This window comes from Streptomyces sp. NPDC003011, from assembly GCF_053591515.1.
Map to the genome: position 1 here is coordinate 47,766 of NZ_JBSFTY010000050.1, position 23,770 is coordinate 71,535.

Here is a 23,770-nt window from a genome sequence, read left to right on the forward strand (position 1 = left end):
CGGACCGCGACCGCGGCTCCCTCCACCGGCTCACACCGCGAAGCCCACGATCTTCCGCGGGACGACGCGGATGATCACGCGGACCTCATCGTCCTTCTCGGCGGGCGGGTCGATGCCGAGGTACTTGTGCGAGAGCTCGTACGGGAGCCGCTTGCCCTCGTCCGGGAGGATCTCGGCAATGCCGCGGATCTCGACCGAGCTGTAGGGGTTGGCGAGGTCGAAGACCGACACGCTGATGCGGGGGTCACGGCGGAGATTGCGTACCTTCTGGCGCCCGTCGGTGGAGGAGAACAGCACGGTGTCGTCCTCGCGCTTGATCCAGACCACCGAGTTCTGGGGGGCGCCGCCGGGGCCGAGGGTGGCGACACTGGCGAAGTTCCTGCCGTCGAGGAGGGCGCGGACCGAGTCGTCGAAGGAGACGGGATCACTGGAGGAGGTCGACATGCGATCAGCCTATTGCATGCACGTACATAGACAAGCGGTTTTGCCGATCAGCTGAAAAGGGGCTCGGGTCAGCCGTTCCAGGCCGGGTGGCGTGGGTCGTCGGCGCGTACCAGGACGTCGGCCGTGCCAACCGGGTCGGTCTCGTTCTCGTAGCGCTCGAAGGCGGGCAGCGTCCAGTGCTCGGGCTCGGGGGTGCGGCGGCGCAGAGCGCCGGGCGAGAGGAGGACGTGGACGGTCAGGTCGAAGGGGAACCAGTGGCGCAGCAGGAGGGGACCGTGCAGCAACAGGACACCACCGGGCGGGATGTGGACGTAGGGGCTGCGGGTGGCGCGGTCGGTGGCCGGGTCCCGGAGGTCGGGAAGGACACGTCCGTCGCCATCCGGGTCGAGGGGGCCGAAGACCTCGCGCCACAGAGCACCGGTGTCGAACCAGCCGTCGTAGTAGGCCTCCACGTCCTGGTGGCCGTACTCCAGACGGAGCGAGGCGGGGCGCAGGAATCCGTGGGTGCCGACGACGAGGGAGGAACGGCCGCGTATGCGCAGCGCCTGGGAGACCCGCTCGGCGAGATCGCCGGGGTGGGCCGCCGGGGCGCCGTCGAAGGCGATGCGTGGCCAGGGGCTGCCGTCGGCCGGTTCCAGGTCGAGCACGCGGTCGGCGAGGAGGTCGCCGAGCCGGTCCCAGGTGATCGCTTCAAGTCGCACCCGGCCATGATGCGTCAGGGCGCGATCAGGATGCGTTCCGTTCGCGGGTACACGGCGCTCGTCGTCGCGGACGGGGCGCCTCGGGGCCTCGACTGTGCCGATCTGGGGCACCTGGTGTTCCTGCTGCGCGGCGACACCGCGCTGACCCGCCGGGCGCGGGAGGAGTGCGAGTTGCCGGCGGTGGTCGTGCGGTTCGACCGGCGCAGGGGCCGGTACGAGCGGCAGGGCGTCCTCGTCGAGGAGGCGGGGCTCGTCCGGGCCGGGGCGCGGTGCCTGGCGGACACGGAGGCGCGGCGGCGGCGCCGGGCGGGACGCTGCGCGGCGGACGGCGGAGGACGCGCGACGCACAGACGCGTTCGCGGGGCGCGGGGGAGATACGGCGGCTGTTTCCCGGATGTCCGGGGCAGCGGGCGCGGGAGATCGCGGCGCATGCCTCGGTGCGGGGCAGTGGCCGGGTGGGGCGGCGTGCGGCGCGACGGGCGCTGTCGGAGGGAACAGTGGTCTCGGCGGTCGTGGCATCCGTACGGCATGTGGACACGCCGTACGACCAGTTGTTGATGAGCGGGGTGGCGAGGCACCAGGCGCGGCGGCGGATCGTGGGGATGGTGGAGGCGGTGCTCGGGGGGGTGGCGGGAGGAGGGTGGAGGCGGAGGCCGGGTGAGCACGGGAGGGGGCGGGACCCGCGAGCGCTCGCCGTGGTGAAGGCGGGCGGCGATCCCTCAGGCGCCGGGCGGGACGTCGCCCGCGCCGGCGGTCCTCCCCGCCGGGCCTTGGACGCTCGCGTATGGGCCCGCGTGGCCCGGGCATGGTCGGGGGGTCCGCGCGGGGATTCACTGGGAGTGACGGTGTGACGGTGGGTGCCGGGAGGGGTCCGGCCGGATGGGGGGAGTGGGTGTCGGCGTGATCGACGGACCGTACTTCGTACTGACGCTGGTGGGTGTGCTGGGGACCGGGCTGGTCGCCGGTGTGTTCTGCGGGTTCTCGACGTTCGTGATGCGGGGGCTCGCCGCCTTGCCGCCCGCGCACGGTGTCGCCGCAATGCAGGCGATCAATGTGACGGCGGTACGGCCGGCGTTCATGCTCGTGTTCACCGGGTCGGCCGTGGTGTGCGTGGTGATCGCGGTGGTGACGTGCGTGCGGTGGCCGGGCGAGGGCAGCGTCGAGTCGCTGGTCGGCAGTGGGCTGTACCTGTTCGGCGTGTTCGGGCTGACCATGGTGGCGAACGTGCCGCGCAACAACGCGCTGGGCGGGCTGGAACCGGGCACGCGGGAGGCGGCCGCGTACTGGCCGGCGTATGTGCGCGAGTGGACGATGTGGAACCACGTCCGCACCATCGCCTCGGCCGCAGCGATGGTGTCCTACGTGCTGGCCCTCACCTGAGCGCACCCGCTCTCCCCGCCTGCGCGAAAGCGCTGTCGGACGCCAGCGGGCGCTGTCAGGCGCTCTGCGCGCGTGACCGAGGGGACGTATCGTGGCCGGAAGCAGTGCCGGAAGCAGTGCCGGAAGAGTGCCGCCCGATGACGCACGGCCACGTCGGACGCGCGAGCGTCATGCGTAAGCAAGGAACACGCCCATGGCCGACCCCAAGGGATTCATGACCACCCCCCGCCAGGACTGGCCGCGCCGGCCGGTCGAGGAGCGGGTCCGGGACTGGGACGAGGTGTACGTCCCCGGGGCGCTGCTGCCCATCATCGACCAGCAGGCCGACCGCTGCATGGACTGCGGCATCCCCTTCTGCCACGACGCCTGTCCGCTCGGCAATCTCATCCCCGAGTGGAACGACCTCGTCTCCCGCGACGACTGGCGGGTGGCCGCCGAACGGCTGCACGCGACGAACAACTTCCCCGAGTTCACCGGGCGGTTGTGTCCGGCGCCGTGCGAGGCGGGGTGCGTGCTGGCCATCAACCAGCCCGCGGTCACCATCAAGAACGTCGAGGTCTCCATCGCCGACCGGGCCTGGGAGCTCGGGTTCGCGCCGCCGAGTCCGCCCGACCGGCTGTCCGGACGGACGGTCGCGGTGATCGGCTCGGGGCCCGCCGGCCTCGCAGCGGCCCAGCAGTTGACCCGGGCGGGACACACGGTGGTCGTGTACGAGAAGGACGACCGGCTGGGCGGGCTGATGCGGTACGGCATCCCCGAGTTCAAGATGGAGAAGCACCATCTGGACCGGCGGATCGAGCAGATGCGGGCCGAGGGCACGAAGTTCCGTACGTCGACGGCGATCGGGCGGGACATCGGCGCCCTGGAGCTGCGATCCCGTCACGACGCCGTGGTCATCGCCACCGGTGCGACGGCGTGGCGTGAACTTGACGTGCCGGGGCGGGAGCTGACCGGTGTCCGGCAGGCGATGGAGTATCTGCCGCTGGCCAACCGGGTGCGCGAGGGGGACCTGGAGGTCTCGCCCCTGTCCGCCGCCGGGAAACATGTCGTCATCGTCGGCGGCGGGGACACGGGAGCCGACTGTCTGGGCACGGCGGTGCGGGAAGGAGCCGCGTCCGTGACCCAGTTGGACATTTACCCCCAGCCCGGCACCGAGCGGGACGAGGACGCCGAGCCGTGGCCGACGTACCCGCGGGTCTACCGGCTGTCGGCCGCCCACGAGGAGGCCCGTGACCTGCGGACGGCACCGGCGGCGGACGCGGACGCGCGGCTGTTCGCGGCGTCCACGCTCCGGTTCACCGGCGACGCCGACGGGCATGTGCGGTCACTGCACCTGGTCGAGGTGGACGCCCGGCGGCGGCCGGTGCCGGGCAGCGGGCGTCGCCTCCCCGCCGACCTGGTGCTGCTCGCGCTCGGCTTCTCGGGGCCGGACAAGGAGGACGGCCTGGTGGACCAGCTGGGGCTGGAGCTGGAGCCCCGCGGGACGATCACGCGGGACGCGGACTTCGCCACGAACGTCCCCGGTGTGTTCGCCGCGGGAGACGCCGCCCGGGGGCAGTCGTTGATCGTGTGGGCCATCGCCGAGGGGCGGGCGGTGGCGGCGGCCGTCGACCGCCGCCTGACCGGGAGTTCACGGCTGCCGGCGCCGATCGGGCCGTACGACCGCCCGATGACCGTGTAGCGGGTGCGGGCGGCGCATCCGACACGGGTGGCGCGTCCGACACGGGCGGCGGCGTTCGGCCGTCCCCGGGCCTTCGCCCGCCCCGCCGCACCCGAACGACCTCCGCGAGACCGGCAGAGCGAGGCCCTCTGTAGGGTGCGTCTCCATGGACGAAGCGTGGGTCGATCCCGCGGAGCGGATCGGTGTCGACCTGCATCTGGAGCTGTCCGGTCCGGGCGGTCGGCGTGCCGCGCTCATCCGGGCGCTGCGGGAGGCCGTCCGCACGGGGCGGCTCGCCCCCGGTACCCGGCTGCCGCCGTACCGTTCGCTCGCCGCCGACCTCGGGGTTGCCCGCAACACGGTGGCCGACGCCTACGCGGAACTGGTCGCGGAGGGCTGGCTCACCGCCCGTCAGGGCTCGGGCACCCGGGTCGCCGAGCGGGCCGAGCCGCTGCGACACGCCGTACATGTGCCCCGTGAGGCACCTCCACGCGCGCGTGGACCGCTGCACGATCTGCGGCAGGGCACGCCGGACGCGTCGTCGTTCCCGCGCGCGGCCTGGCTCACCTCCTACCGGCGGGCCCTCCAGCAGGCGCCCAACGAGGTGTTCGGCCCCGGTGACCCTGCCGGTCGCGTCGAGCTGCGGGAGGCGCTCACGGAGTACCTGGCACGCGCGCGGGGCGTACGTACCGAGCCCGGCCGGATCGTGATCTGCTCCGGCTTCGCACACGCGCTGCGGCTGCTGTTCGGCCAGGACCGGTGTCGGAGCGGGGACAGGGGTCAGGGTCAGGGTGCGGGCGGGAGCAGGGGCGGCGGGGTGCTGCGCGGGCCCCTGGCGGTGGAGGGGTACGGGCTGGGGTTCCACCGAGGGCTCCTCGCGGCCGCCGGGGTGCGGACCGTGCCGCTCCCCCTCGACGAACACGGCGGACGCGTCGACCGGTTGGGGCGTGAGCGGGGCGTACTGCTCACGCCCGCGCACCAGTTCCCGACCGGCGGTCCACTGGATCCCGCGCGCCGGGCCGCGGTCGTCGACTGGGCACGCGCGCGCGGGGCGGTGATATTGGAGGACGACTACGACGGGGAGTTCCGTTACGACCGCAAGCCGGTCGGTGCCGTCCAGGGCCTGGATCCCGAGCGTGTGATCTTCATCGGCTCGGTCAGCAAGAGCCTGTCGCCGGCGGTGCGACTGGGGTGGATGGTGCTACCGGAGCGCCACGTCGGCGACGTCCTCGCGGCCAAGGGCGAGCGTGAGGCCTGGGCGAGCGTGCTGGATCAGCTGAGTCTGGCCGACTTCCTCGCCTCCGGGGCCTACGACCGTCACGTACGGCGTATGCGGCAGCGGTACCGCGGCCGCCGGGACCGGCTCGTCGCGGCGCTCGCCCGGCACGCGCCGCATGTCGAGGTCACCGGAGTCGCGGCCGGACTGCACGCGGTCCTCAGGCTGCCGCCGGGCACCGAGCGGTCCACGGTCGAGGCCGCCGTCCGGCGCGGTATCGCCGTGGAGGGCCTCGCCGCGTTCCGGCACCCGGAGACCGACATGGCCGCGCGTGACGGCCTGGTGGTGGGGTACGCGACGCCCCCCGAGCACGCGTACGGGGCCGCCCTGGACGCCCTGTGCGCGGTGCTGCCGCCGGCGGAGCCCGCCCGCGGATGAACCTCCCGCAGCAGAGCCCGCCCGCAGATGAACCGCCCGCAGCGGAGCCTGCCCGCGGATGAGCCGCGGGCTCACGCCCGGGGACGAGCAGCGTGGTACGCCGTAGGAGTCGGCCGGCCGGGGGACGCGCCGCGGCGCATGTGGTCGTGGGTGTGCGTCACACCGTCACGGCTTGCGCGCCACGGCCCCGTACCCGGGAATGACGCCGTCGTCCTGACCCGGGACCGGGTCACCGAGCTCGGGGTGCCACAACTGCGGCACCTCCACGCCGGGTTCGACGAGTTCCAGGCCGTCGAAGAAGCGGGTGAACTCCGCGCGGGAGCGCAGCGCCAGGGTGACGCCGGCCGCCTTCAGCTTCTCGGTGGCCGCCCTGGACTCATCGGGCGTGAAGTCGGCCGTCGCGTGGCTGACCACCAGGTAGCTGCCGGAGGGCAGTTCGGCGAGCAGCCGGCGGACCAGTTCGTGCGCGCCGTCCTCGTCGGAGACGAAGTGCAGCAGCGCGATCAGCGAGAGGGCCACGGGCCGGCCGAAGTCCAGGATCTTGCGGGCACCTTCGAGGATGGCGTCCGGGTCCCGCACGTCGGCCTGCAGGTACTCGGTCACGCCCTCGTCCGTGCCGCGCAGCAGGGCCGCCGCGTGGGCGAGCACGATCGGGTCGTTGTCGCAGTACACGACCCGGGCGTCGGGGGCGGTTTCCTGGGCGACCTGGTGGAGGTTCGGTTCGGTCGGGATGCCGGTGCCGATGTCCAGGAACTGGCGTACGCCGTGCTCGGCGAGCCAGCGCGTGGCCCGGTGCATGAACGCGCGGTTGACCCGCGCCATCACCGGTACCCGCGGGTCCAGGGTGAGCATCTGCCGGCCCATCGCCTCGTCGACGGGGTAGTTGTCCTTGCCGCCGAGGTACCAGTCGTACATCCGTGCGGGATGCGGCTTGCTGGTGTCGATCTCGACGGCGCCGAGGTGGTCCTGCCCGGTCATGCGGCACTCCGTAAGACGTGATGGGTTGTCAATTCAGCACCAGGTTAAGGAAGTCGAGCGAAGAGAAAGGCAATCGGCTCAGGAAAGCAGGAAGTCGGCCTCCCCCGCCTTGGCGCCCTCGATGAAGGCGGTCATCTCGTCGGTCGTGTAGATCAGCGCCGGTCCGTCCGGGTCGGTGGACTGGCGGACGGCGATCCGGCCGTCGGCCAGTTTCATCGCCTCCAGGCAGTTGCCGCCGTTGCCGCCGCTCCACGGCTTGTGCCAGCCCTCACTGCCCAGCTCCCGCGCGGGCATGCCGTTGTAGACGCGTGGGCGCGGCTTGATGCGGTTCATTCACAGCTCCTTGCGGAGATCCCGGAGAATCTCCTTCGTGCGATGTGCAGTAGCGGCCTGCGCCGCCATGCGGTCCATGACCTCGAGGTGGGTCGCCACCTCGGTGCGCGCGTCCAGATAGACCGCGCCGGTCAGGTACTCGCTGTAGACCATGTCCGGAAGTTCCGGCACGGCGAATCGGAAGAGCACGAAGGGCCCGTACGTGCCCGGGTGCGGCCCGTTCTCGAACGGGGCGACCTGGAGGGTGACGTGGGGCAGTCTCGTGGCCTCGAGCAGCTTGTCGATCTGCGTACGCATCACCTCCGGGCCGCCGACGGGGCGGCGCAGCACGGTCTCGTCCATCACGACCCACAGCCGGGGCGCGTCCTGACGGGTGAGCAGTTCCTGGCGTTGCATGCGCAGGGCGACATGGCGCTCGATCTCGTCCGGGCTCGTCTGCCCGATGGCGCCCGAACGCAGGACACCACGCGCGTAGTCCTCGGTCTGCAGCAGTCCGGGGACGAAGTGCGGCTCGTACTGCCGGATGAGGGCAGCGGCCCCCTCCAGGCTGACGTGCATCGAGAACCAGCCGGGCAGCACGTCGTGGAACCGCTGCCACCAGCCGGGCCTGTTGGCCTCCTCGGCCAGCTGGACGAACGCCTCGGCCTCCTGGTCGGAGATGCCGTAGGCCTTCAGCAGGAGCTGGAGGTACGGGATCTTCAGCGAGACCTCGGCCATCTCCATACGACGGACTGTGGCGGGGGCCACACGGAGGATACGGGCGGCCTCCTCGCGCTTGAGCCCCGCGCGTTCCCGCAGGTCCAGCAGGCGCCGGCCGAGGACGACCTGGCCGACCGTCGGCGCGGACCGCGGTTCGCTCACCCTCCACCTCCACAAAGTCCCTGATCGGACGGCCGCGCGGGGATCGGGGCCGGTCCCGGATGCATGCTGACAGCCTTGCGGCGCCATTCGAAGACCTATTCGAAGATCGGTACGGATCTCCGCTGATCCCAACTGGCGCCGCTCGACGTGCTGTTGCGAGCAGTGTGCCACGGCCCTTCACCGCGTCACACAGCACTCTGCATTTTTCAGAGTGATACTTGCCAAGTGTTCACGGCGGGGCGATAGTGGCAAGCGTGATTCCGTCCGCGCCCTTAGGAACAGACGCTGCCGCAGGCCGCCCCCCCGGTCTCGGTTCCGCCGCGGGAGTGAGCCCCGACCGGGCCGCTGCCGAGCGCCGGTTCCGCTTCGAGCTGGCCGCACATCCGGGTTCTCCCGCGCAGGCCAGACGCCTGACACGGGCGCGGCTGACCCACTGGTCCGTCTGCGAGGACACCTGCGACTCGGCGGCCCTGGTGGTCTCCGAGCTGGTCACCAACGCCATCGTGCACACCGCGAGCCGCCGGGTCGTCTGCGAGCTGCTCGACGGTGAGGACCTGGTGCGGATAGCCGTGCGGGACGAGGGCTGCGCGCCGGGTGAGCCCCATCCGTCGCCGCAGCGGCCCGAGGAGGAGCACGGGAGGGGACTGCTTCTCGTCGACGCCCTCTGTCACGCCTGGGGCGCCCATGAGCACGGCCCCGGCCTGCTCGTCTGGGCCGAGCTCCCCCGCAAGGCCGACGCGCCCCGCACGGACGCGGGCCCCCGCAACGACCTGGGCTGGGGTGCCCGCCCGAAGCCGGGCGGGGCCGGCAGCTCGGGGAACGCGGCCACGGCAGAGGCGGACGCCGCGTCCGAGCCACCCCACGCAGCCGCACCGGAGGCGGATGCCCGCAAAACCACCGCACCGGAGGCTGGCATCCACAAAGCCACCGCACCGGAGGCCGACGTCCGCAAAGCCACCACGGCGGAGGCGGATGCCCGCGATGCCACCACGGCGGAGACCGGCGCCGCGGCGGAGCCACTGCACGCAACCACGACACAGGCGAGGCGAGCGGCCGAGCCTCTCCCCGCAGCCGTGACAGAGGCGGGCGCCGCAGTGGCGCCGCTCCAAGAGGTCGCGCCCCCGGCGGACCCGGACGCGGAGCCGCATCACGGCACCGCCGCCGAGACGGACGACACGGCGGAGGCCCGTCATCACCGGACGGGGGCCGAATGGGTGTGAGGGCTGGTTCCGGCGGCCAGGTGCTGAGCCTGGACACGCTGGTCCGCCTCGGACGCGGGCTGCGTGCCCCGGGAACCCCCCGGCGGCTGCCCGTGCCCGAGGGCATGACGGCCCCGCTGGGCTGCGACGCCGTGGCGGTGCCCGCCAGCTTCGGTCCACTGGTGATGCCGCGCCTGCCCCGGGTCGGATGCGTCTACGCCGACGAGGCGCACTGGTGGTGGATCGTTCCGTCGGACTCCGACTACGCACTGGAGTGGCCCTCCCCCGCCCGGTACGCCACCGGGGCGGTCGTCCCGGACGCTCCCGGCGTCCCGGGCCTCATCCACCGGCCGGACGGGACGGTCCCGTACACCCCGCCGATACCGCTCTACCTGGCCCTGTGCCGCCTGACGGGCACGACGCCGACCTGGTCGAGGCCGGTCAGCGCGTAGACGCCGGAGCCGCTCCCCCACCACCGCGTCGGATCGCCCAGCCGCGGCCGGCGCGCACCCCGCCCCCTCCGGCCGGGAGTGCGCCCGCGCGCTCCGGCCGCTGCCTCCTGCGCCCTGCCCCTGACGAGTCCGCCCCGCGATAGTGGCCGTTCGTCCACGATCGGGGGAGGCCGACGGTGCGCACGAAGGGCGGCGCGGATGCGGGCAGCGCGGATGCGGGCGGCGCCGGCGGACCCGAGGTGTCCGAGTCGGAGCGGCTGCTCTTCGGCGGCCCCTTGCGCTACGACATGGGCTGGAACTCGCACGCGGACGCGTTCCTGGAGCTGAACTTCCGGGCCATGCTGACCCGTCTCCCGGCCATGCTCACGGCCAGCTTCCACCTCGCCTGGCAGGCCGACCGACGGGCGGCGCGGACCGTACTGGCCGCCGAGGTGGGCCGGGGCCTCACCCAGGCGGTGAGCCTCCTCGCGGTCAACAGCCTGCTGGGCCGGCTGATCGGCGGCGGCACCCTGGAGGACCGGCTGCGAGGTGCCGTGCCCGCTCTGGTCGTGATGGCCGCCGTGATGCTGGTCGGCGCGCTGCTGCGGGCCGCTTCGACGTATGCCACCGGGCGGCTGGAGCCCAAGGTGGAGCGGGTGGCGACCGAGCGCTATCTGGAGCGGGCGGCGACCGTGGAGCTGACCGCGATCGAGGACCACGCCTTCCACAAACTGCTGGACACCGCGCAGTACGGCGCCACCTCCGCCCGGCGGATGATCGCGTACGCCACCCGCGTGGTGAACGCGATCATCTCGCTGATCGCGGCGGCGGGCGTGCTGACCGTGCTGCACCCGGCGCTGCTGCCGCTGCTGGCGACGATGACCCTGCCGAGCGCCTGGAGCGCGCTGACGAACGCGCGCCGCCGCTACGCGTCCTTCCACACCTGGGTGCAGCACGCGCGCGCGGGCCGGCTGCTCGGCGCCCTGCTGATCGAACCCGAGGCGGCTCCCGAGATCCGCGTGCACGCAGTGGGCCCGTTCCTGCTGCGCCACTTCCGCGAGATGTCCGAGACGGCGGAGGCGGAGCAGGCCCGCCTGGCCCGCCTGGCGGCCCGTACGGGGCTGATCGCGGCGGGCTGGACCGGCCTGGCGACGGCGGCGACGTACGCCACGCTGGGCGGGCTGCTGCTGGCGGGCGCGATGGCGTTGTCGGTGGCGGGGACGGCCGTGATCGCCATCCGGACCGGCTCGCAGAGCCTCGCCACCCTGGTCGTGGAGATGAACGCCCTGCACGAGGAGGCGCTGTTCGTCGGTGACCTCCAGCGGCTCCACGTCGAGGCGGCCGAACGGGCGATCCCGGTGGGCGGGGCCGCGCTGCCGGACGATCCGCGCGAGATCCGGTTTGAGAACGTCAGCTTCACCTACCCGGGTGACGCGACCCGTCCCGCGCTCGACGACGTGACCCTCACCGTCCCGCTCGGCAAGATCGTCGCGCTGGTCGGCGAGAACGGTTCGGGCAAGACGACCCTGGTCAAGCTGCTGGCCGGGTTGTACGCCCCTGACCAGGGCCGGATCCTGTGGGACGACGTCGACGCGGCCACCGCCGACCGCCACCGGCTCGCCGAACGGGTCGCGATGGTCGCCCAGGACTTCAAGCGGTGGCCGTTCACCGCCCGCGTCAACGTGGCCGTAGGCCGTTCCTCGACGCCGCTCACCGACGAGCGGATCACGGAGGCGGTCACGGAGGCCGGGGCCGAGGAGGTGCTGGTGGATCTGCCGCGCGGGCTGGACACCCTGCTCGCCCGCAACTTCAGCGGCGGGCACGAGTTGTCCGGCGGCCAGTGGCAGCGCCTGGGGATCGCCCGGGCCGCGTACCGGCGCGGGCACATCCTGATCGTGGACGAGCCGACGGCGGCCCTGGACGCGCGGGCGGAGCTGGAGGTCTTCGAGAAGATCCGCGCCCTGGCCGGTACGGGGCAGACGGTCATCCTCATCACCCACCGGCTGGCGTCCGTCCGGCACGCGGACCTGGTGCACGTCCTGGACCAGGGCCGGCTCGTGGAGTCCGGCACGCCCGACCAGCTGCTGGCGACCGGCGGGGTCTACGCGGAGCTGTACTCGCTCCAGGCGGAACAGTTCACGACGAAGGTACCGGCACGGACAAGCGAGCCGGGGCAGACGGACGGACCGGAACAGTCGGACGGACCGGGAGAGGCGAACGGGCCCGGAGAGGCGAATGGGCCGGGAGAGGCGGACGGACCGGGAGAGGCGGACGGGCCGGGAGAGGCGGACGGGCCGGGGCAGAGGAACAAGCCGGGGCAGACGAACGATCCGAGGAAGGTGCCCGCCCCGAAGGCGGGCTGACCTCACGCGACGGCGTCGGCCGCCGCCTCCCCACTGCGCACGATCACCAGGAACGTGTCGGTCGCGAGATCCATCACGACCTCGGCCTGCAGCCCTTCAAGCCGCCGCGCGTGCGCGAACTCCTCCGCCGGCCACGAGCCTCGCGGCCCACCTGCGGGAAAGCGTTCGAGCACTGTTCGCCCGTTCACCACCCTGCACCTCCAGAAAGCGTTCGTAACTTGTAGGAGTTAACGCCTTCCAGGGGGAGAACGCCTCGCTCAGTTGCTGGACTGAGACGTAGTTGACACGCGTTCAGCGCGCACCGTGAGGATTCGGTTACTTTCCGGTCGCTTCTCTTACTTTAGGTGTCAGTCATCGTACTCATCGTGATAAAGAACGGGCTCACTCCCCGCACGCGCCCCGACTGTCGACGCGCGCCCCTTGGGTTCCTCCCACTCCTGCGGTTCAGGTGGCGTAGTCCTGGATGCGCCTGCCGTGGCTCCGGTCGACGAGGGCGGGCAGCCGTGTCCCCAGCTCCGCGACCACCGCGGGGACGTCGATCGTCAGCAGCTCGCGGTCGCGCATCAGGATCCGTCCGTCGACGATCGTCGTACGGACGTCGGAGGAGCGGGCGCTGTGCACGAGGGTCGCGGCGAGGTCGTGGACGGGCTGGGTGTGCGGGCCGGTGAGGTCGACGAGGACCAGGTCGGCCCGCCGTCCGGGCGCGATGCTGCCGACAGCTTCGCCGAGTCCCACCGCCCGGGCACTCTGCAGCGTCGCGTGGTGCAGGGCCTGCCGGGAGGTCAGCCAGCGCGGGTCCCCGGTCGTGGACTTCTGGATCAGGGCGGTCAGCGCCATCGCCTCCCACACGTCGAGGGAGTTGTTGGAGGCGGCGCCGTCCGTGGCGAGTCCGACGGGGACACCGATGTCGCGCAGGGCGCGGACCGGCGTGGTGGTGGGCCAGGCGAACTTGAGGTAGCCGCGGGGAGCGGTGGCCACGGCCGTACGGCCCCCGGCGCCCGCGAGGACGGGCAGGTCCCGCTCGACGATCCCGGTGCCGTGGGCGAGCAGCACGTCCGTGTCGAGGATCCCGGTGCGCTGGAGGACCTCGATCGGCGTGACGCCGTGCCGGGCGAGACTGGTGTCGGTCTGGTCGCGGTTCTCGGAGGCGTGGATGTGCACGGGAAGGCCGTGGGCGTGCGCGAGTTCGGCGGTGGCCGCGAGGTCGGTGTCGTCCACGGTGTAGGGGGCGTGCGGGGCGAGGGCGGTGGTGATGCGGCCGCCGGCGCCACCCCGGTGCCGTAGCGCGAACTCCAGGGAGCTCTCCCTCCCCTCGGGCCCCTGCGAGGAGAAGTACGCCTGCCCCAGGTGGGCACGGATCCCGCACTCGGCGACGACGGCGGCGACCGCGTCCATGGCGAAGTAGTGGTCCGCGAAGCAGGTGACGCCGCCCCGGATCATCTCGGCGCAGGCGAGCCGCGCCCCCAACTCCACGTCCCGCTCCGTGAGGTTGGACTCCACGGGCCAGACGACGTCGTTGAACCACTCCTCGGTGGGCACGTCCTCGGCGAGGCCGCGCAGGGCGACCATCGGGGCATGGGTGTGGCAGTTGACCAGCCCCGGCAGGGCGACCTGACCGCGCGCGTCGAGACGTTCGGCGGCGGGCCGGTCCGCTACCGCGGCGGCGGTCGTCACGGACCGGACGACTCCGTCCCGTACGACGATCGCGGCGTCCTCCTGGAAACCGATCCGCTCCTGGTCGTCGTGCACGAGGACGGTGCAGCCGGTGACGACGAGATCGGCTGTGCCTGTGCCTTCGGCGTGCTCTGCGGGAGAGGGCGTCATCCCGCCAACGTACGACGCCGTCGTCACGGCGTGTGAGCCGAACCGCGCATCCTGTCGTGGCCCTGTCCGGGTGTGCTCCGGGCGGGCACGCTGGCCTGGGGCCGCCCACGCCGGCCGCGCCCTCCCACCGCCGCTGCCCGACGGCTTCCGGAAGGAGCCCGGCATGCTCCTCGGCACCTGGAACCTGGAGAACCTGTACCGTCCCGGCGGCCCGTTCGGCCCGGCGGACAAGGCCGCGTACGAGGCGAAGCTGGCCGCCCTCGCCGCCGTGATCACGGAACTGGACCCGGCGCTGCTCGGCGTGCAGGAGGTCGGGGAGCCGGGGGCCCTGCGGGACCTGGCCGGGATGCTGGACGGCGACTGGCACCTCGCGCTGTCCCGGCGTCCGGACGGCCGGGGCATCCGGGTCGGCTTCCTCGGCCGGACACCGTTCGAGGTGCTGGCCGACACGAGCGCGTTCCCGGCGAAGGTGCGTCCGGTGCAGGCGGACGACGCGGGGGTGCCGGTGGCGGAAGCGGGCCGCGGTTTCCTGGCGGTGGAGGCGGAGACCGGGCAGGGCCCGCTGCGGGTGGCGGTCGCCCATCTCAAGTCGAAGCTGCTGTCGTATCCGGGCGGCCGTTTCCAGCCGCGCGACGAGGGGGAACGGGCGCGGTACGGGGCGTATGCCCTCGGCCGGCGGGCGGCCGAGGCGACTGCCCTGCGCGCGCTGGCCGACCAGCTGCTGGCCGGCGAACTGCTGGCCGGCGAGCCGCTGAACGGTCGGCGGGCGGCCGGCGGCGGCCGCGAGCGGGACGTCGTCGTACTGGGCGACTTGAACGACGAGGTGCGGGCGGCGACCACGCAGATCCTGCTCGGCCCGCCCGGCTCCGAGATCGGCACCCCCGGCCACGATGTGGCCGACCGGGGCGACGCGGCCCGCCTGTGGAACGTGGCCCCGCTCATCCCGGTCGAGCAGCGCTACTCCCGTGTCACCTCCGGCCGCCGTGAACTGATCGACCATGTCCTGGTCAGCCACCGCCTGGTCCACCGGCTCACGGAGGCGGGCACGGGCCTCCCGGGCGACGGCCCACCGCGCCTCCCGTCGGTGGGACCGGACCCGGCGGAGCGACGCGGGGCACCCGGGTCGGATCACGCGCCGGTGTGGGTGCGTGTGGGGTAGAGGGAGGGGGGGAGGCGGGGGCGTTCGGCTCGGAGGCGGGGGCGGGTCCCCCGGCTTGGGGGCGAGGGTTCCAAGAGTCACCCGCTTGGTGATTCCGGAGTCACCCTGCGACGGGCAGGCCAGGAATCCGCGGCCCGTCTGGGGCGGGCTCCTTGGCCAGTTCGTCCAGCAGTTCGGTGAGGCGTTCGGTCTGCCGCGGGCCGAGACGTCCCGTGTCGTCAAGGTGCACGGCGCAGGCGGTGGTCGTGTCGACGAGCCGTTCGAGGGTGGCGGCGATCTCGTCCGCGCCCTGCGAATGCCGGGCCAGCGCGGGGAGTTCCGCCGCGGCGAGGGTGATGGCGGTACGGGCCTCGGCGAGGGCGCGGTAGGCCTCGCGACGGAGCGTCCAGCGGACGGCGCGGCTGTCGGAGCCGGTGTCGGCGGAGGCGACAGGGGGCGGGGCGGCGGACGTGACAGCGGGCATGGCGGCGGGCGGGGCGGCGGGCGGGGCGGCGTGCAGTGCGGGTGCCTCGGACTCCCGCAGGACATGGGCCAGATACGCCTGCGCCGCGCCGCGCGCCGCGGCGAGTCTGGCGCGCACCCCGCCGGCCCGCTGCCCCGGCATCGGCAGGTGACCCACGATGAGCACGATCGCGCAGGCCAGCAGCGTCTCCCCGATCCGGCCGGCGGAGGCCTGCGGCTCGCCGTCGACCATCACCAGCGACAGCACGAGGACGGTGACGACGGCGGTCTGCGCGGCGAAGTGCCGTGTGGCCACGGGAATGAGGGCGCCGCTGACGGCGACGAGCGCGATCAGCCCCTCCGGCCGGGGCAGCACGGCCGCGAACCCGGCGAAGACGAGGGCGCCCAGGACGGTCCCGGCGGCGCGGCACAGCACCCGTGAGGCGAGCGGCCCCAGGTCGGGCTTGACGAGGAAGACGGCGGTGGCGGGCAGCCAGTACCAGTGCTCGTGCTGCCCGTACCAGCGCGCTTGGTGCAGGGCCTGGGCGACGCCGACGCTGGCCCCGAAGCAGAGGGCGACCCGAAGTCCGTACTCACGCCCCCCGGCCCCGAACACGGCACGGAACAGGGTTCCGGCCGTACGCCTGCGGGTGTGCAGGTCGGTGCCCGTGGCCCGGTCGAAGGCTTCGGCGGCGTGCAGCAGGGCGTCGTCGAGGGCGCGCAGCCCGGGCGCCGAACGGGAGGGCGCGGGCAGGGGCCCGGTGTGCCGGTGGTCGCGTACGGCGGCAGCGAGACGCCGGGGCCCCTCGGAGGCGCGCCCGGAGACACTGTCGCCGGCCCAGGCGAGCGCGGTCGCGGCCTCCGCCAGCGGCAGCGCGGCGGCGTACTGCGCGTGCAGCCGCCGCTCGGCCGCGGAACTGGCGTACCGCCGCAGCCGGGGCCCGCCGAGGGCGTCCTGCGCGTGGTCGAGCGCGGCGGTGAGCGCGGCTCGACGGCCGCTGGCCCGCGGTGTACCGGCGGCGTCGAGGAGGTCCGCCACGGCCTCGTAGACCGCGGCGACGGCCTTGCGCTCCCCGTCGAACCGGTAGTCCCCGGCGATGGCACCGGGCGTGGGCAGGACCAGTCGCAGTCCCAGCAGCCATCCGGCCCCCACGAGGAAGGCGAGCGCGCGTTGCCAGCCCGGCTCGGGCAGCGGCATCCCGGCCCCGATGGCGGAGGCGACGAGCAACTGGGTCCCGGCCCCGGAGGCGACGGGGCCCACAGCGCTGACGCTCCCGGCCACCAGCCCGAAGAGGGTGAACAGCACGGTCAGGACCACGGCTCCGGCATGCCCTCCGGCGTACGTCCCCATGAACATGCCACCCGCTCCCGCGAGCGCGGGCACCCCGATCCGCCGGACGGAGGCCCGCCGGCTGCCGGGCCGGTCGTTGATCCCGGCCAGCATGGCGGCGACGGCGGCGACGACCCCCAGGGACGTACGGCCAGCCAGCACGGCCGCGAGCAGCAACGGCCCGGCGGACAGCGCCCCCCGCCCGACCGCGTTCCAGGGCACGGGCCCCCGCTGGGCACGGAGAGCATGGGCGAGCCAGGGCGGAAGGGTCAGAGCAGCGGGGCGCGACACGGGGCTCCAGTCGTCTGGACGAGGGCGGGAGTGAGCCTTCGGGCGACGGTGACCGGGCCATGGGCTGAGGGCCGGAAGGTGCGGCCCGTGTCTCCACGGTAGATCGCGCTCTCGGAGGAAAGGGAACGGCCGCATTTCGGGGATGTGACGATCGGCGGGAGGGGGGTTCCTCAAAGGCCTATTGCAGGAGGAGTCTCTCCGCGTCCGCTACGGCTCCCGCCAACATGTCCCGTTCCGGCCGCAGTCGTCCGAGGATGCCGTCGACACCCCGCAACCCCGCCCGCTCCAACAACCGCTTCTCGTTCGTCACCCACTCCCCCCGCGCCGCGAGCACGCCGTGGCCCGCCTGCATCGCGGCTGTGGCGAGTGCGCCGGCGACCTCCGTGAGGCGGCCCGCCGGGGCGTGATGGGTCTTCGCGTAGGCGAGGGTGGCGTGGGCGGTGCCGCGCCAGCGCTCGGCGGCGGAGGTGCGCAGTTTCTCCGGATACGCCGCCGGTCGCGGGAGTTCGCCTCGTAGCACCCGGTTGACCGCCAGTTCCGCGACCACCAGGTAGCTCGGGATCCCCGCGAGGTGGAACAGCAGCGGCTCCACCCGGAAGCGTCCCTCCTCCGCCTCCGCGACCTCGTGCTCGATCACGTCCAGATCGCGGTAGTGCACGTCCACGCGCCGCCCGTCGATCGTGAGCCACGCGCCCCCGTTGAACACCCCGCCGCCCCAGCCGCCGACTTCGGAGACCTCTCCCTCCCAGCCGAGGGCCCGCAGGTCGGCGGGGTCGAAGGGGCCGCGGTAGTAGACGGCCAGGTCCCAGTCGCTATCGGGCGTGTGGGTGCCCTGCGCCCGGGAGCCGCCGAGGGCCACGGCGCGGACGGCGGGGAGGGCGGCGAGACGGTCGGCGGTGGTGTCGAGGAAGACGGGGTCGGTGAGGGAAGGCATGGCCGCAGGGTACGGACCAGGAGGCCGCGCCTCTACGGAATTGAGCCCCGTCGGCCCCGGGTCCGGCCCTCAGTCCGTCGCCATGAGAGCCCGGCCTTGCCTGCCACCACCCGGTCCGTTCGGCGCACTCCATGTGTTGGGTGTGTTGGGTGTGTTGGGTGTGTTGGGTGTGTTGGGGGCGTTCGGTCTGTTCGGCCTCGTCCGTCTCGGGGTGATTGTCAGTGGGGCGCGCTTCAATGGGATCTGTCGTCACAGAGCGTTACGTCGAGTCGCGGTCGTCGGACCGTGGCGCACCACGGGGAGGCAGGCAGGCATGGTGAGTCGCGGGCTGCACGAGGAGGACGGGCGGCGGTACGTGTCGTTGGCCGGGCTGCGTCTGCGGGGGTGGACCGGCGGGCTGGTGCACCGGCTGCTCGGGTCGCCGGACCGGCTCAGTCTCGATCCGCGGCTCAGATCCGCGCCGCAGGTCAGGCTGTACCGGCTGGAGCGTGTGGAGTCCGCCGAGCGGAGCGAGGAGTTCCGGGTGGTGGCGCGGGGCCAGGGCCAAGGCGTCTCCGAGGACAACGGCCAAGCCCCCGGGGTGCGGAGCGAGCGGTCTCCCGGGACCAGGGATGGATGAGGCATGACCGGAAATGCGGATGCGACTGCGAGCCAGGACCAGCAAAGATCGTCAGATCGTCCACCACAGCCGGCACAGGAGCCCACGTGATCCAGCGCGTCACCGTCCCCACCCTCTTCCCGCCGCCGGCCTACTCCCACGCCTCCGTCGTCGAGGCCGGCACCAAGCTCGCCTTCCTGGCCGGGTCGGTCCCCCTCGACGCCGAGGGGCGACTGGTCGGCGCGGGAGACCCGGTGCGGCAGGCCGAACGGGTGATCGCGAACCTGGATGAGCAACTGCGCGCAGTCGGCAGCGACTTGGCGCACGTCGTGTCGACCGACGTGCACGTCGTGAGCGGTGAACCCGCGGTGCTCTCCGCCGTCTGGGAGGTCGTCGAGGCGTCCGGGCTCAGTACCGGCCCGCACTCGTCGACGTTGATCGGCGTGGCATGCCTCGGATACACGGGGCAGCTGGTGGAGATCACGGCGACGGCCGTCGTCCCGGAGCGGGTACGTCCGTGAACCGGGGTGCGCCACGTCACCCCGCGGACGGAGACGGCGGTCCCCACACCCGCCTCTTCGGCACCGGCTTCCCATAGCTCCCCGCCCGGCTCGTCGTCAGGCCGAGCGCGACCAGGGACTCCGCGAGCTTCACCGCCGCCGCCACCCCGTCGACGACCGGAATCCCCAGCTTCTCCCCCACCGTCCGCTCCAGACCCGTCATCCCGGCACAGCCCAGCACCAGCACCTCGGCCCCGGCCCGGCACGCCCGCTCGGCCGCCGCGAGGAACGCTGCCTCAGCACGGCTCCGGCCCGCGCCCGCGCCCCCGTCCCCAGCCCCGCCAGCCCCGTCCCCGTTCCCGGCCCCCAGGTCGAGGACGCTGAGCCCCGTACCGACGACAGCGGCACAGTTGCGTCCCACACCCGCCAGTTCCAGGCTGTCCTCGATCTGGCCGCACGACCGTTCCAGCGTGGTGACGACCCCGTAGCGCCGCCCGAGCAGACAGGCCAGGTGCGCGGCGGCCTCGGTGATGTCGACGACCGGTACGTCCACCAGCTCCCGGACGCCTTCCCGCCCGTGTTCTCCGAAGCCGGCCATGACCACGGCGTCGTACGGCGGGCCTTCGTACGTGCGCAGCAGGTCGAGGACCGCCGCGGCCGAAAGGTAGCTGTCGAGCCAGCCCTCCGCGGACTCGGGTCCCCAGACCGGGGTCAGTCCGGTCACGGCGGTGCCCGCCCCGGCGGCGGCCCGGGCACCTCGTACGATCTCCTCGGTCATCTCCTGCGTGGTGTTGCAGTTGGTGACGACGATCCGCACGTTCCTCAAGCCTCCACGGTCTTCGTGGTCTTCGTGGTCTTCGTAGCCTTACCGGACTTATCGGCGCTGTCGGCTCTCTCGGTCTTCTCGGTCTTCTCGGTCTTCTCGGAGATGGTCACGGAGTCGGCCGCGCGGTCGGCGCGGCCCAGCGCCACGTAGAGTCCGGCGGCCAGCGCCGTGCCGATGAACCAGGAGTACGGGGCGACATCGCTGAACGTCTTCACCAGCGCGAGCACCGCCGCGACCCCGGCCGAGGGCAGGAACGCCCACAGCGCCTTGGGGTTGACGCCCTTGCGGTAGTGGTAGCGGGAGCCGGGCCGGGCGTCGAACAGTGCGTCGATGTCGACCCGGCCGCGCTTGACCCAGTAGTAGTCGACCATGATCACGCCGAACAGCGGGCCGAGGAAGGCGCCGAGTCCGCCGAGGAAGTAGTTGACGACCGTGGGGTTGGAGAAGAGGTTCCACGGGGTCACCAGCAGTGCCACCACGGTGCTGATCATGCCGCCGACCTTGAAGCTGATCTTCTGCGGCCAGACGTTGGCCAGGTCGTACGCCGGTGAGACGAAGTTGGCGACGATGTTGACGCCCATGGTGGCGATGGCGAAGGTCAGCGCGCCCACCACCAGCACCCAGGTGGTGCCGATCTCGGCGACGAGGTGGGCGGGGTCGGTGATCTCCTTGCCGAACACCTCGTACGCGCCCGCGGTGACGATGACCGACAGGATCACGAAGGCCGTCGAGTTGACGGGCAGACCCCAGAAGTTGCCGCGCCGCACCGTCCTGTAGTCGGGCGCGAAGCGGGAGAAGTCGCAGAAGTTCAACATCAGCGTGCCGTAGGTGGCGAGGATCAGGCCGACCGCGCCGAACCACTGCCGCCACTGCTCGCCGACGGAGACCGGGTGCGGGGTGGAGGTGAGCGAGATGGTCCAGCCGGCCTTGGCGAGGATCCACACGGCCAGCGCGATCATCACGACCCAGATGGCCGGTCCGCAGAAGTCCTGGAACTTGCGGATGGACTCCATGCCCTGGCTCATGATCGCGGCCTGGACCAGCCACAGCGCCACGAAGGACACCCAGCCGAGCGCGTCGAGGCCGAGGAACGAGTGACGCGTCCACGACTCCAGGCCCGGCCAGGCAGCGAGCAGCATCACGTTGACGGCGACGGAGGCGAGGTAGGTCTGGATGCCGTACCACATGATGGCGATGACGGCTCTGATCAGAGCAGGGATGTTCGCACCCCAGACGCCGAAGGCGATGCGGCTGACGACCGGGAAGGGAACGCCGGTGCGCTGCCCGATGCGGCCCATCATGTTCATCCCGACATAGATGACCATGAAGCCGACGAGCAAGGACGTGAAGACCTGCCAGACGTTCATGCCGAGGAAGAGCAGACCGGCGGCGAACGTGTAGTTGCCGAGGTTGTGGACGTCGGACATCCACAGGGCGAAGAGATCGAAGACCTTCCAGTTGCGCTTGTAAGCGGGGGCGAGGTCTTCGTTCGTGAGCCGGGGGTCGGGGACGAACGCCGCGGTGCCGGTGGCTTCGGCGGAGTCGGCGAGGGACACGGGGCCTCCAGGAGGAGCCGAGGGACGGAGGAGGATTACTTTCCGATGGCAGGTTCCGGTCGCTTGGCGCGCATTTGGTATACCAAACTGCGGTCATGGTCCTCCCGTCAACCGTTCCGACCGATGTCGCCTCCGTTAACGCTCCGTAAAACACCCTGGGAGTCGGCGAAGATGGGCCCATGAGCTCCATGACGAAGACCGAGCCCCTCGGCGCGGTGCGCGAGCGCGTCCTGGCCACCCTGCGCCAGGAGATCATCGCGGGCCGCCTCGGTCCCGGCGACCGGTTGGTCGAACGGGAGCTGGCCGAACGTTTCGGAGTCTCACGCGTCCCGGTCCGCGAGGCGATCCGCGCCCTGGTCGCCGAGGGGTTCGTCCACTTCGAGACCCCGCGCCGCACGGTCGTCAGGCGTCTCACCCCGGCCGACGTCAGGGAACTCTTCGAACTGCGCGAGGCGTTGGAGGTGTACGCGGCCGGACTGGCCGCGGCCCGCGCGACACCCGAGGAGCTGGCCGAGGTCGAGGAACTCCTGGCACAGGCGACCACCGCGACCGAGGCGGGGGACGCGGAGGCGATCACCGACATCAACAGCCGTCTGCACGACCGCATCGTGGCCATGGCCGGCAACAGCCTGCTGACCGCCTCGCTCGAACCGGTCGCCGGCCGCCTGCGCTGGATGACCCGGCGCAACGAGGAGTGGCCGCAACTCCTCGTGGAACACCGCGAGCTGTACGAGGCGATCGCCTCCGGCGACCCGGAGCGCGCCCGCACGCACGCACTCGCCCACGTCCGGACCAACTACCGCTCGACGGTACGGCAGTTGTTCGGCGAGGCCGACGTCCCCTAGACGTGGGCCGTCAGCGGGTCGCGTACTTGTCCGTTGGACGTGGGCCGTCAGCGGGTCGCGTACTTGTCCGTCGCCGCCACCAGTGCCCGCGCCACCGGCGGCGCCCCAGCGTCGTGCCCCGCCTCGTCCACGATCACCAACTCGCTCCCCGTCCAGGCATGGTGGAGCCGCCAGGCGGTGCCCAGGAGATTGCCGAAGTCGAGGCTGCCCTGGACGAGCGTCCCGGGGATGTCCTTGCGAAGGGCCGCGTCACGCAGCACGACCCCCTCGTCGTTGCCCTCGCCCAGGAAGTGGTCGTTGCCGAAGTAGTGGGTGACCGTCCGGGCGAAGCCCAGCCGGAACATCGGGTCCTCGAAGCGCTCGACCGATCGCGGCGGCGCGGGAATCGTCGCCGTCTCCCAGTCCGTCCACGCCCGTGCCGCCCGCTCCCGCACCTGCGGATCGGTCGACTCGATCAGCCGGTTGTAGGCGGCGGCGAGGTTGCCGGACCGCTCCCCCTGCGGCAATCCGGCCAGGAAGGCCTCGAACGCCTCGGGGAAAATCCTGCCCAGCCCTCTCGTCAGCAGGGCCACCTCGGCATTCGATCCGGTCGCGACCCCTGTCAGCACCATCTCCGACACGGCTCCGGGGTGCGTCTGCGCGTACCGCAGCCCCAGTACCGACCCGAACGACACGCCCCACACCAGCCATCGCCCGATCCCCAGGTGCCGCCGCAGCAGCTCCAGGTCGGCGATGAGATGAGCGGTCGTGTTCACGCTCATGTCGGTGTCGTACACGCTCGCGGGCGGCCAGGACCGTCCGGACCCGCGCTGGTCGAGCAGCACGATCCGGTACGCGGCCGGGTCGAAGAGACGCCGGAAGTACGGAGTGCAGCCGGACCCTGGGCCGCCGTGCAGCACCAGCGCGGGCTTGCCCCGCGGGTTTCCGCAGGTCTCCCAGTAGACGCGGTTGCCGTCACCGACATCGAGCATGCCGTGGTCGTAGGCTTCGATCTCCGGGTAGAGGGCCATCCCGGCATCCTAGGTGTATTGACCCGTGAGGTTGGGGACGCGGCTGGCGGGTGGTTGGCCTTTCAGCGCGGTGTGTCCGCGGTGGTGATTGTAGGTGTGCAGCCAGCCAGGGAACGCCTCGCGTCGTTCGGTCTCCGAGCGGTAGGGGCGGGCGTAGGCCCACTCGTCGAGCAGGGTGCGGTTGAAGCGTTCGACCTTGCCATTGGTCTGCGGCCGGTAGGGCCGGGTTCGCTTGTGGGTGATCCCGGCTGCCGCCAGCAGGTCGCGCCAGTCGCGTGAGCGGTAGCAGGAGCCGTTGTCGGTCAGGACCCGCTCGACGGTGATCCCGGCCTGGGTGAAGAACGCCTGGGCGCGGGTCCAAAAGCCGGTGGCGGTCTCCTTCCTCTCGTCCGCGTGGATCTCGCTGTAGGCGAGGCGGGAGTGGTCGTCTACGGCGGTGTGCAGGTAGCTGT

The 23,770-nt window shown here is 72.4% G+C and carries 23 protein-coding genes and 1 pseudogene; 11 read left to right on the forward strand and 13 right to left on the reverse strand.

Going from position 1 to position 23,770, the window contains the following annotated elements; all coding sequences use genetic code 11:
* Window positions 1-30: 30 nt before the first annotated feature.
* Together ACWD0J_RS25015 and ACWD0J_RS25020 are read right to left on the reverse strand one after the other, a co-directional pair.
* Window positions 31-444 carry a PPOX class F420-dependent oxidoreductase gene (locus tag ACWD0J_RS25015; RefSeq protein WP_451498057.1) on the reverse strand — a complete coding sequence of 138 codons (414 nt, stop codon included), beginning with the start codon at window positions 442-444 and terminating at the stop codon, window positions 31-33.
* A 68-nt stretch (window positions 445-512) separates the two neighbouring features.
* Window positions 513-1,145 carry a uridine kinase gene (locus ACWD0J_RS25020; protein WP_451498058.1) on the reverse strand — a complete coding sequence of 211 codons (633 nt, stop codon included), beginning with the start codon at window positions 1,143-1,145 and terminating at the stop codon, window positions 513-515.
* A 269-nt stretch (window positions 1,146-1,414) separates the two neighbouring features.
* Between ACWD0J_RS25020 and ACWD0J_RS25025 the strand changes: the two genes are divergently transcribed.
* The 4 genes from ACWD0J_RS25025 (at window position 1,415) to pdxR (ending at window position 5,839) form a co-directional block, all read left to right on the forward strand.
* Entirely contained in the window at window positions 1,415-1,996 is a 582-nt protein-coding gene (locus ACWD0J_RS25025; RefSeq protein WP_451498059.1) for a DUF2293 domain-containing protein, read from the forward strand.
* A gap of 49 nt (window positions 1,997-2,045) precedes the next feature.
* Window positions 2,046-2,525 carry an anthrone oxygenase family protein gene (locus ACWD0J_RS25030; RefSeq protein ID WP_451498060.1) on the forward strand — a complete coding sequence of 160 codons (480 nt, stop codon included), beginning with the start codon at window positions 2,046-2,048 and terminating at the stop codon, window positions 2,523-2,525.
* A 193-nt stretch (window positions 2,526-2,718) separates the two neighbouring features.
* Window positions 2,719-4,206 (forward strand): glutamate synthase subunit beta, encoded by a 1,488-nt coding sequence (locus ACWD0J_RS25035; protein WP_451498061.1) that lies wholly within the window; start codon window positions 2,719-2,721, stop codon window positions 4,204-4,206.
* Window positions 4,207-4,351: 145 nt separating this feature from the next.
* Window positions 4,352-5,839 carry a MocR-like pyridoxine biosynthesis transcription factor PdxR gene (gene pdxR / locus ACWD0J_RS25040; protein WP_451498062.1) on the forward strand — a complete coding sequence of 496 codons (1,488 nt, stop codon included), beginning with the start codon at window positions 4,352-4,354 and terminating at the stop codon, window positions 5,837-5,839.
* A gap of 165 nt (window positions 5,840-6,004) precedes the next feature.
* Here pdxR and ACWD0J_RS25045 read toward each other — a convergent pair whose 3' ends face one another.
* From ACWD0J_RS25045 to ACWD0J_RS25055, 3 genes are all read right to left on the reverse strand, one after another.
* Window positions 6,005-6,817, reverse strand: a complete 813-nt coding sequence (locus tag ACWD0J_RS25045; protein WP_451498063.1) for an SAM-dependent methyltransferase — start codon at window positions 6,815-6,817, stop codon at window positions 6,005-6,007.
* Between the two features lie 78 nt (window positions 6,818-6,895).
* Window positions 6,896-7,150 carry a DUF397 domain-containing protein gene (locus ACWD0J_RS25050; RefSeq protein ID WP_451498064.1) on the reverse strand — a complete coding sequence of 85 codons (255 nt, stop codon included), beginning with the start codon at window positions 7,148-7,150 and terminating at the stop codon, window positions 6,896-6,898.
* Window positions 7,151-8,011, reverse strand: a complete 861-nt coding sequence (locus tag ACWD0J_RS25055; protein ID WP_451498065.1) for a helix-turn-helix domain-containing protein — start codon at window positions 8,009-8,011, stop codon at window positions 7,151-7,153.
* Between the two features lie 245 nt (window positions 8,012-8,256).
* On the opposite strand from ACWD0J_RS25055, the pseudogene ACWD0J_RS25060 reads away from it, so the two are divergent.
* The 3 genes and pseudogenes from ACWD0J_RS25060 to ACWD0J_RS25070 all read left to right on the forward strand — a co-directional run.
* A pseudogene (locus ACWD0J_RS25060) lies at window positions 8,257-8,844 on the forward strand (ATP-binding protein); the annotation flags it as partial.
* Between the two features lie 377 nt (window positions 8,845-9,221).
* Window positions 9,222-9,662, forward strand: coding sequence for a hypothetical protein (locus ACWD0J_RS25065; RefSeq protein ID WP_451498066.1), 441 nt, complete (start codon window positions 9,222-9,224; stop codon window positions 9,660-9,662).
* A gap of 287 nt (window positions 9,663-9,949) precedes the next feature.
* Window positions 9,950-12,004, forward strand: a complete 2,055-nt coding sequence (locus ACWD0J_RS25070; protein ID WP_451498081.1) for an ATP-binding cassette domain-containing protein — start codon at window positions 9,950-9,952, stop codon at window positions 12,002-12,004.
* 2 nt (window positions 12,005-12,006) lie between these two features.
* Here the strand turns inward: ACWD0J_RS25070 and ACWD0J_RS25075 are convergent, their stop codons facing one another.
* Window positions 12,007-12,192: a hypothetical protein gene (locus tag ACWD0J_RS25075; RefSeq protein WP_286061735.1), complete on the reverse strand. Its 186-nt coding sequence runs from the start codon at window positions 12,190-12,192 to the stop codon at window positions 12,007-12,009.
* Between the two features lie 256 nt (window positions 12,193-12,448).
* Entirely contained in the window at window positions 12,449-13,828 is a 1,380-nt protein-coding gene (locus tag ACWD0J_RS25080; RefSeq protein ID WP_451498067.1) for an amidohydrolase, read from the reverse strand.
* A gap of 163 nt (window positions 13,829-13,991) precedes the next feature.
* Here ACWD0J_RS25080 and ACWD0J_RS25085 point away from each other — a divergent pair, with 163 nt between their 5' ends.
* Window positions 13,992-14,987: an endonuclease/exonuclease/phosphatase family protein gene (locus tag ACWD0J_RS25085; RefSeq protein WP_451498068.1), complete on the forward strand. Its 996-nt coding sequence runs from the start codon at window positions 13,992-13,994 to the stop codon at window positions 14,985-14,987.
* 100 nt (window positions 14,988-15,087) lie between these two features.
* On the opposite strand, the gene ACWD0J_RS25090 is transcribed toward ACWD0J_RS25085, so the two are convergent.
* Together ACWD0J_RS25090 and ACWD0J_RS25095 are read right to left on the reverse strand one after the other, a co-directional pair.
* Window positions 15,088-17,049 carry an FUSC family protein gene (locus ACWD0J_RS25090; protein WP_451498069.1) on the reverse strand — a complete coding sequence of 654 codons (1,962 nt, stop codon included), beginning with the start codon at window positions 17,047-17,049 and terminating at the stop codon, window positions 15,088-15,090.
* Window positions 17,050-17,227: 178 nt separating this feature from the next.
* Entirely contained in the window at window positions 17,228-17,983 is a 756-nt protein-coding gene (locus tag ACWD0J_RS25095; RefSeq protein ID WP_451498070.1) for a nucleotidyltransferase domain-containing protein, read from the reverse strand.
* Between the two features lie 313 nt (window positions 17,984-18,296).
* Between ACWD0J_RS25095 and ACWD0J_RS25100 the strand changes: the two genes are divergently transcribed.
* On the forward strand, window positions 18,297-18,602 hold the full coding sequence (locus tag ACWD0J_RS25100) for a hypothetical protein (RefSeq protein WP_451498071.1): 306 nt from the start codon (window positions 18,297-18,299) through the stop codon (window positions 18,600-18,602).
* Between the two features lie 86 nt (window positions 18,603-18,688).
* Window positions 18,689-19,102, forward strand: coding sequence for a RidA family protein (locus tag ACWD0J_RS25105; RefSeq protein WP_451498072.1), 414 nt, complete (start codon window positions 18,689-18,691; stop codon window positions 19,100-19,102).
* Between the two features lie 16 nt (window positions 19,103-19,118).
* Here ACWD0J_RS25105 and ACWD0J_RS25110 read toward each other — a convergent pair whose 3' ends face one another.
* Together ACWD0J_RS25110 and ACWD0J_RS25115 are read right to left on the reverse strand one after the other, a co-directional pair.
* Window positions 19,119-19,898 (reverse strand): aspartate/glutamate racemase family protein, encoded by a 780-nt coding sequence (locus ACWD0J_RS25110; RefSeq protein ID WP_451498082.1) that lies wholly within the window; start codon window positions 19,896-19,898, stop codon window positions 19,119-19,121.
* Between the two features lie 5 nt (window positions 19,899-19,903).
* Window positions 19,904-21,463 (reverse strand): NCS1 family nucleobase:cation symporter-1, encoded by a 1,560-nt coding sequence (locus ACWD0J_RS25115; RefSeq protein ID WP_451498073.1) that lies wholly within the window; start codon window positions 21,461-21,463, stop codon window positions 19,904-19,906.
* Between the two features lie 179 nt (window positions 21,464-21,642).
* Here ACWD0J_RS25115 and ACWD0J_RS25120 point away from each other — a divergent pair, with 179 nt between their 5' ends.
* Window positions 21,643-22,308 (forward strand): GntR family transcriptional regulator, encoded by a 666-nt coding sequence (locus ACWD0J_RS25120; RefSeq protein WP_451498074.1) that lies wholly within the window; start codon window positions 21,643-21,645, stop codon window positions 22,306-22,308.
* Between the two features lie 47 nt (window positions 22,309-22,355).
* On the opposite strand, the gene pip is transcribed toward ACWD0J_RS25120, so the two are convergent.
* Window positions 22,356-23,318, reverse strand: a complete 963-nt coding sequence (pip, locus tag ACWD0J_RS25125) for a prolyl aminopeptidase (protein WP_451498075.1) — start codon at window positions 23,316-23,318, stop codon at window positions 22,356-22,358.
* A 9-nt stretch (window positions 23,319-23,327) separates the two neighbouring features.
* On the reverse strand, window positions 23,328-23,770 hold a 443-nt coding region (locus ACWD0J_RS25130), incomplete at its 5' end, for an integrase core domain-containing protein (protein ID WP_451498076.1).

Bases quoted from the DNA above. Each gene is read 5' to 3' on its own strand.
- ACWD0J_RS25015 (WP_451498057.1), bottom strand. From the start codon at position 444: ATGTCGACCTCCTCCAGTGATCCCGTCTCCTTCGACGACTCGGTCCGC.
- ACWD0J_RS25050 (WP_451498064.1), bottom strand. From the start codon at position 7,150: ATGAACCGCATCAAGCCGCGCCCACGCGTCTACAACGGCATGCCCGCG.
- pdxR (WP_451498062.1), top strand. From the start codon at position 4,352: ATGGACGAAGCGTGGGTCGATCCCGCGGAGCGGATCGGTGTCGACCTG.
- ACWD0J_RS25045 (WP_451498063.1), bottom strand. From the start codon at position 6,817: ATGACCGGGCAGGACCACCTCGGCGCCGTCGAGATCGACACCAGCAAG.
- ACWD0J_RS25070 (WP_451498081.1), top strand. From the start codon at position 9,950: ATGGGCTGGAACTCGCACGCGGACGCGTTCCTGGAGCTGAACTTCCGG.
- ACWD0J_RS25120 (WP_451498074.1), top strand. From the start codon at position 21,643: ATGAGCTCCATGACGAAGACCGAGCCCCTCGGCGCGGTGCGCGAGCGC.
- ACWD0J_RS25095 (WP_451498070.1), bottom strand. From the start codon at position 17,983: ATGCCTTCCCTCACCGACCCCGTCTTCCTCGACACCACCGCCGACCGT.
- ACWD0J_RS25035 (WP_451498061.1), top strand. From the start codon at position 2,719: ATGGCCGACCCCAAGGGATTCATGACCACCCCCCGCCAGGACTGGCCG.
- ACWD0J_RS25100 (WP_451498071.1), top strand. From the start codon at position 18,297: ATGGTGAGTCGCGGGCTGCACGAGGAGGACGGGCGGCGGTACGTGTCG.
- pip (WP_451498075.1), bottom strand. From the start codon at position 23,318: ATGGCCCTCTACCCGGAGATCGAAGCCTACGACCACGGCATGCTCGAT.
- ACWD0J_RS25065 (WP_451498066.1), top strand. From the start codon at position 9,222: ATGGGTGTGAGGGCTGGTTCCGGCGGCCAGGTGCTGAGCCTGGACACG.
- ACWD0J_RS25080 (WP_451498067.1), bottom strand. From the start codon at position 13,828: ATGACGCCCTCTCCCGCAGAGCACGCCGAAGGCACAGGCACAGCCGAT.
- ACWD0J_RS25085 (WP_451498068.1), top strand. From the start codon at position 13,992: ATGCTCCTCGGCACCTGGAACCTGGAGAACCTGTACCGTCCCGGCGGC.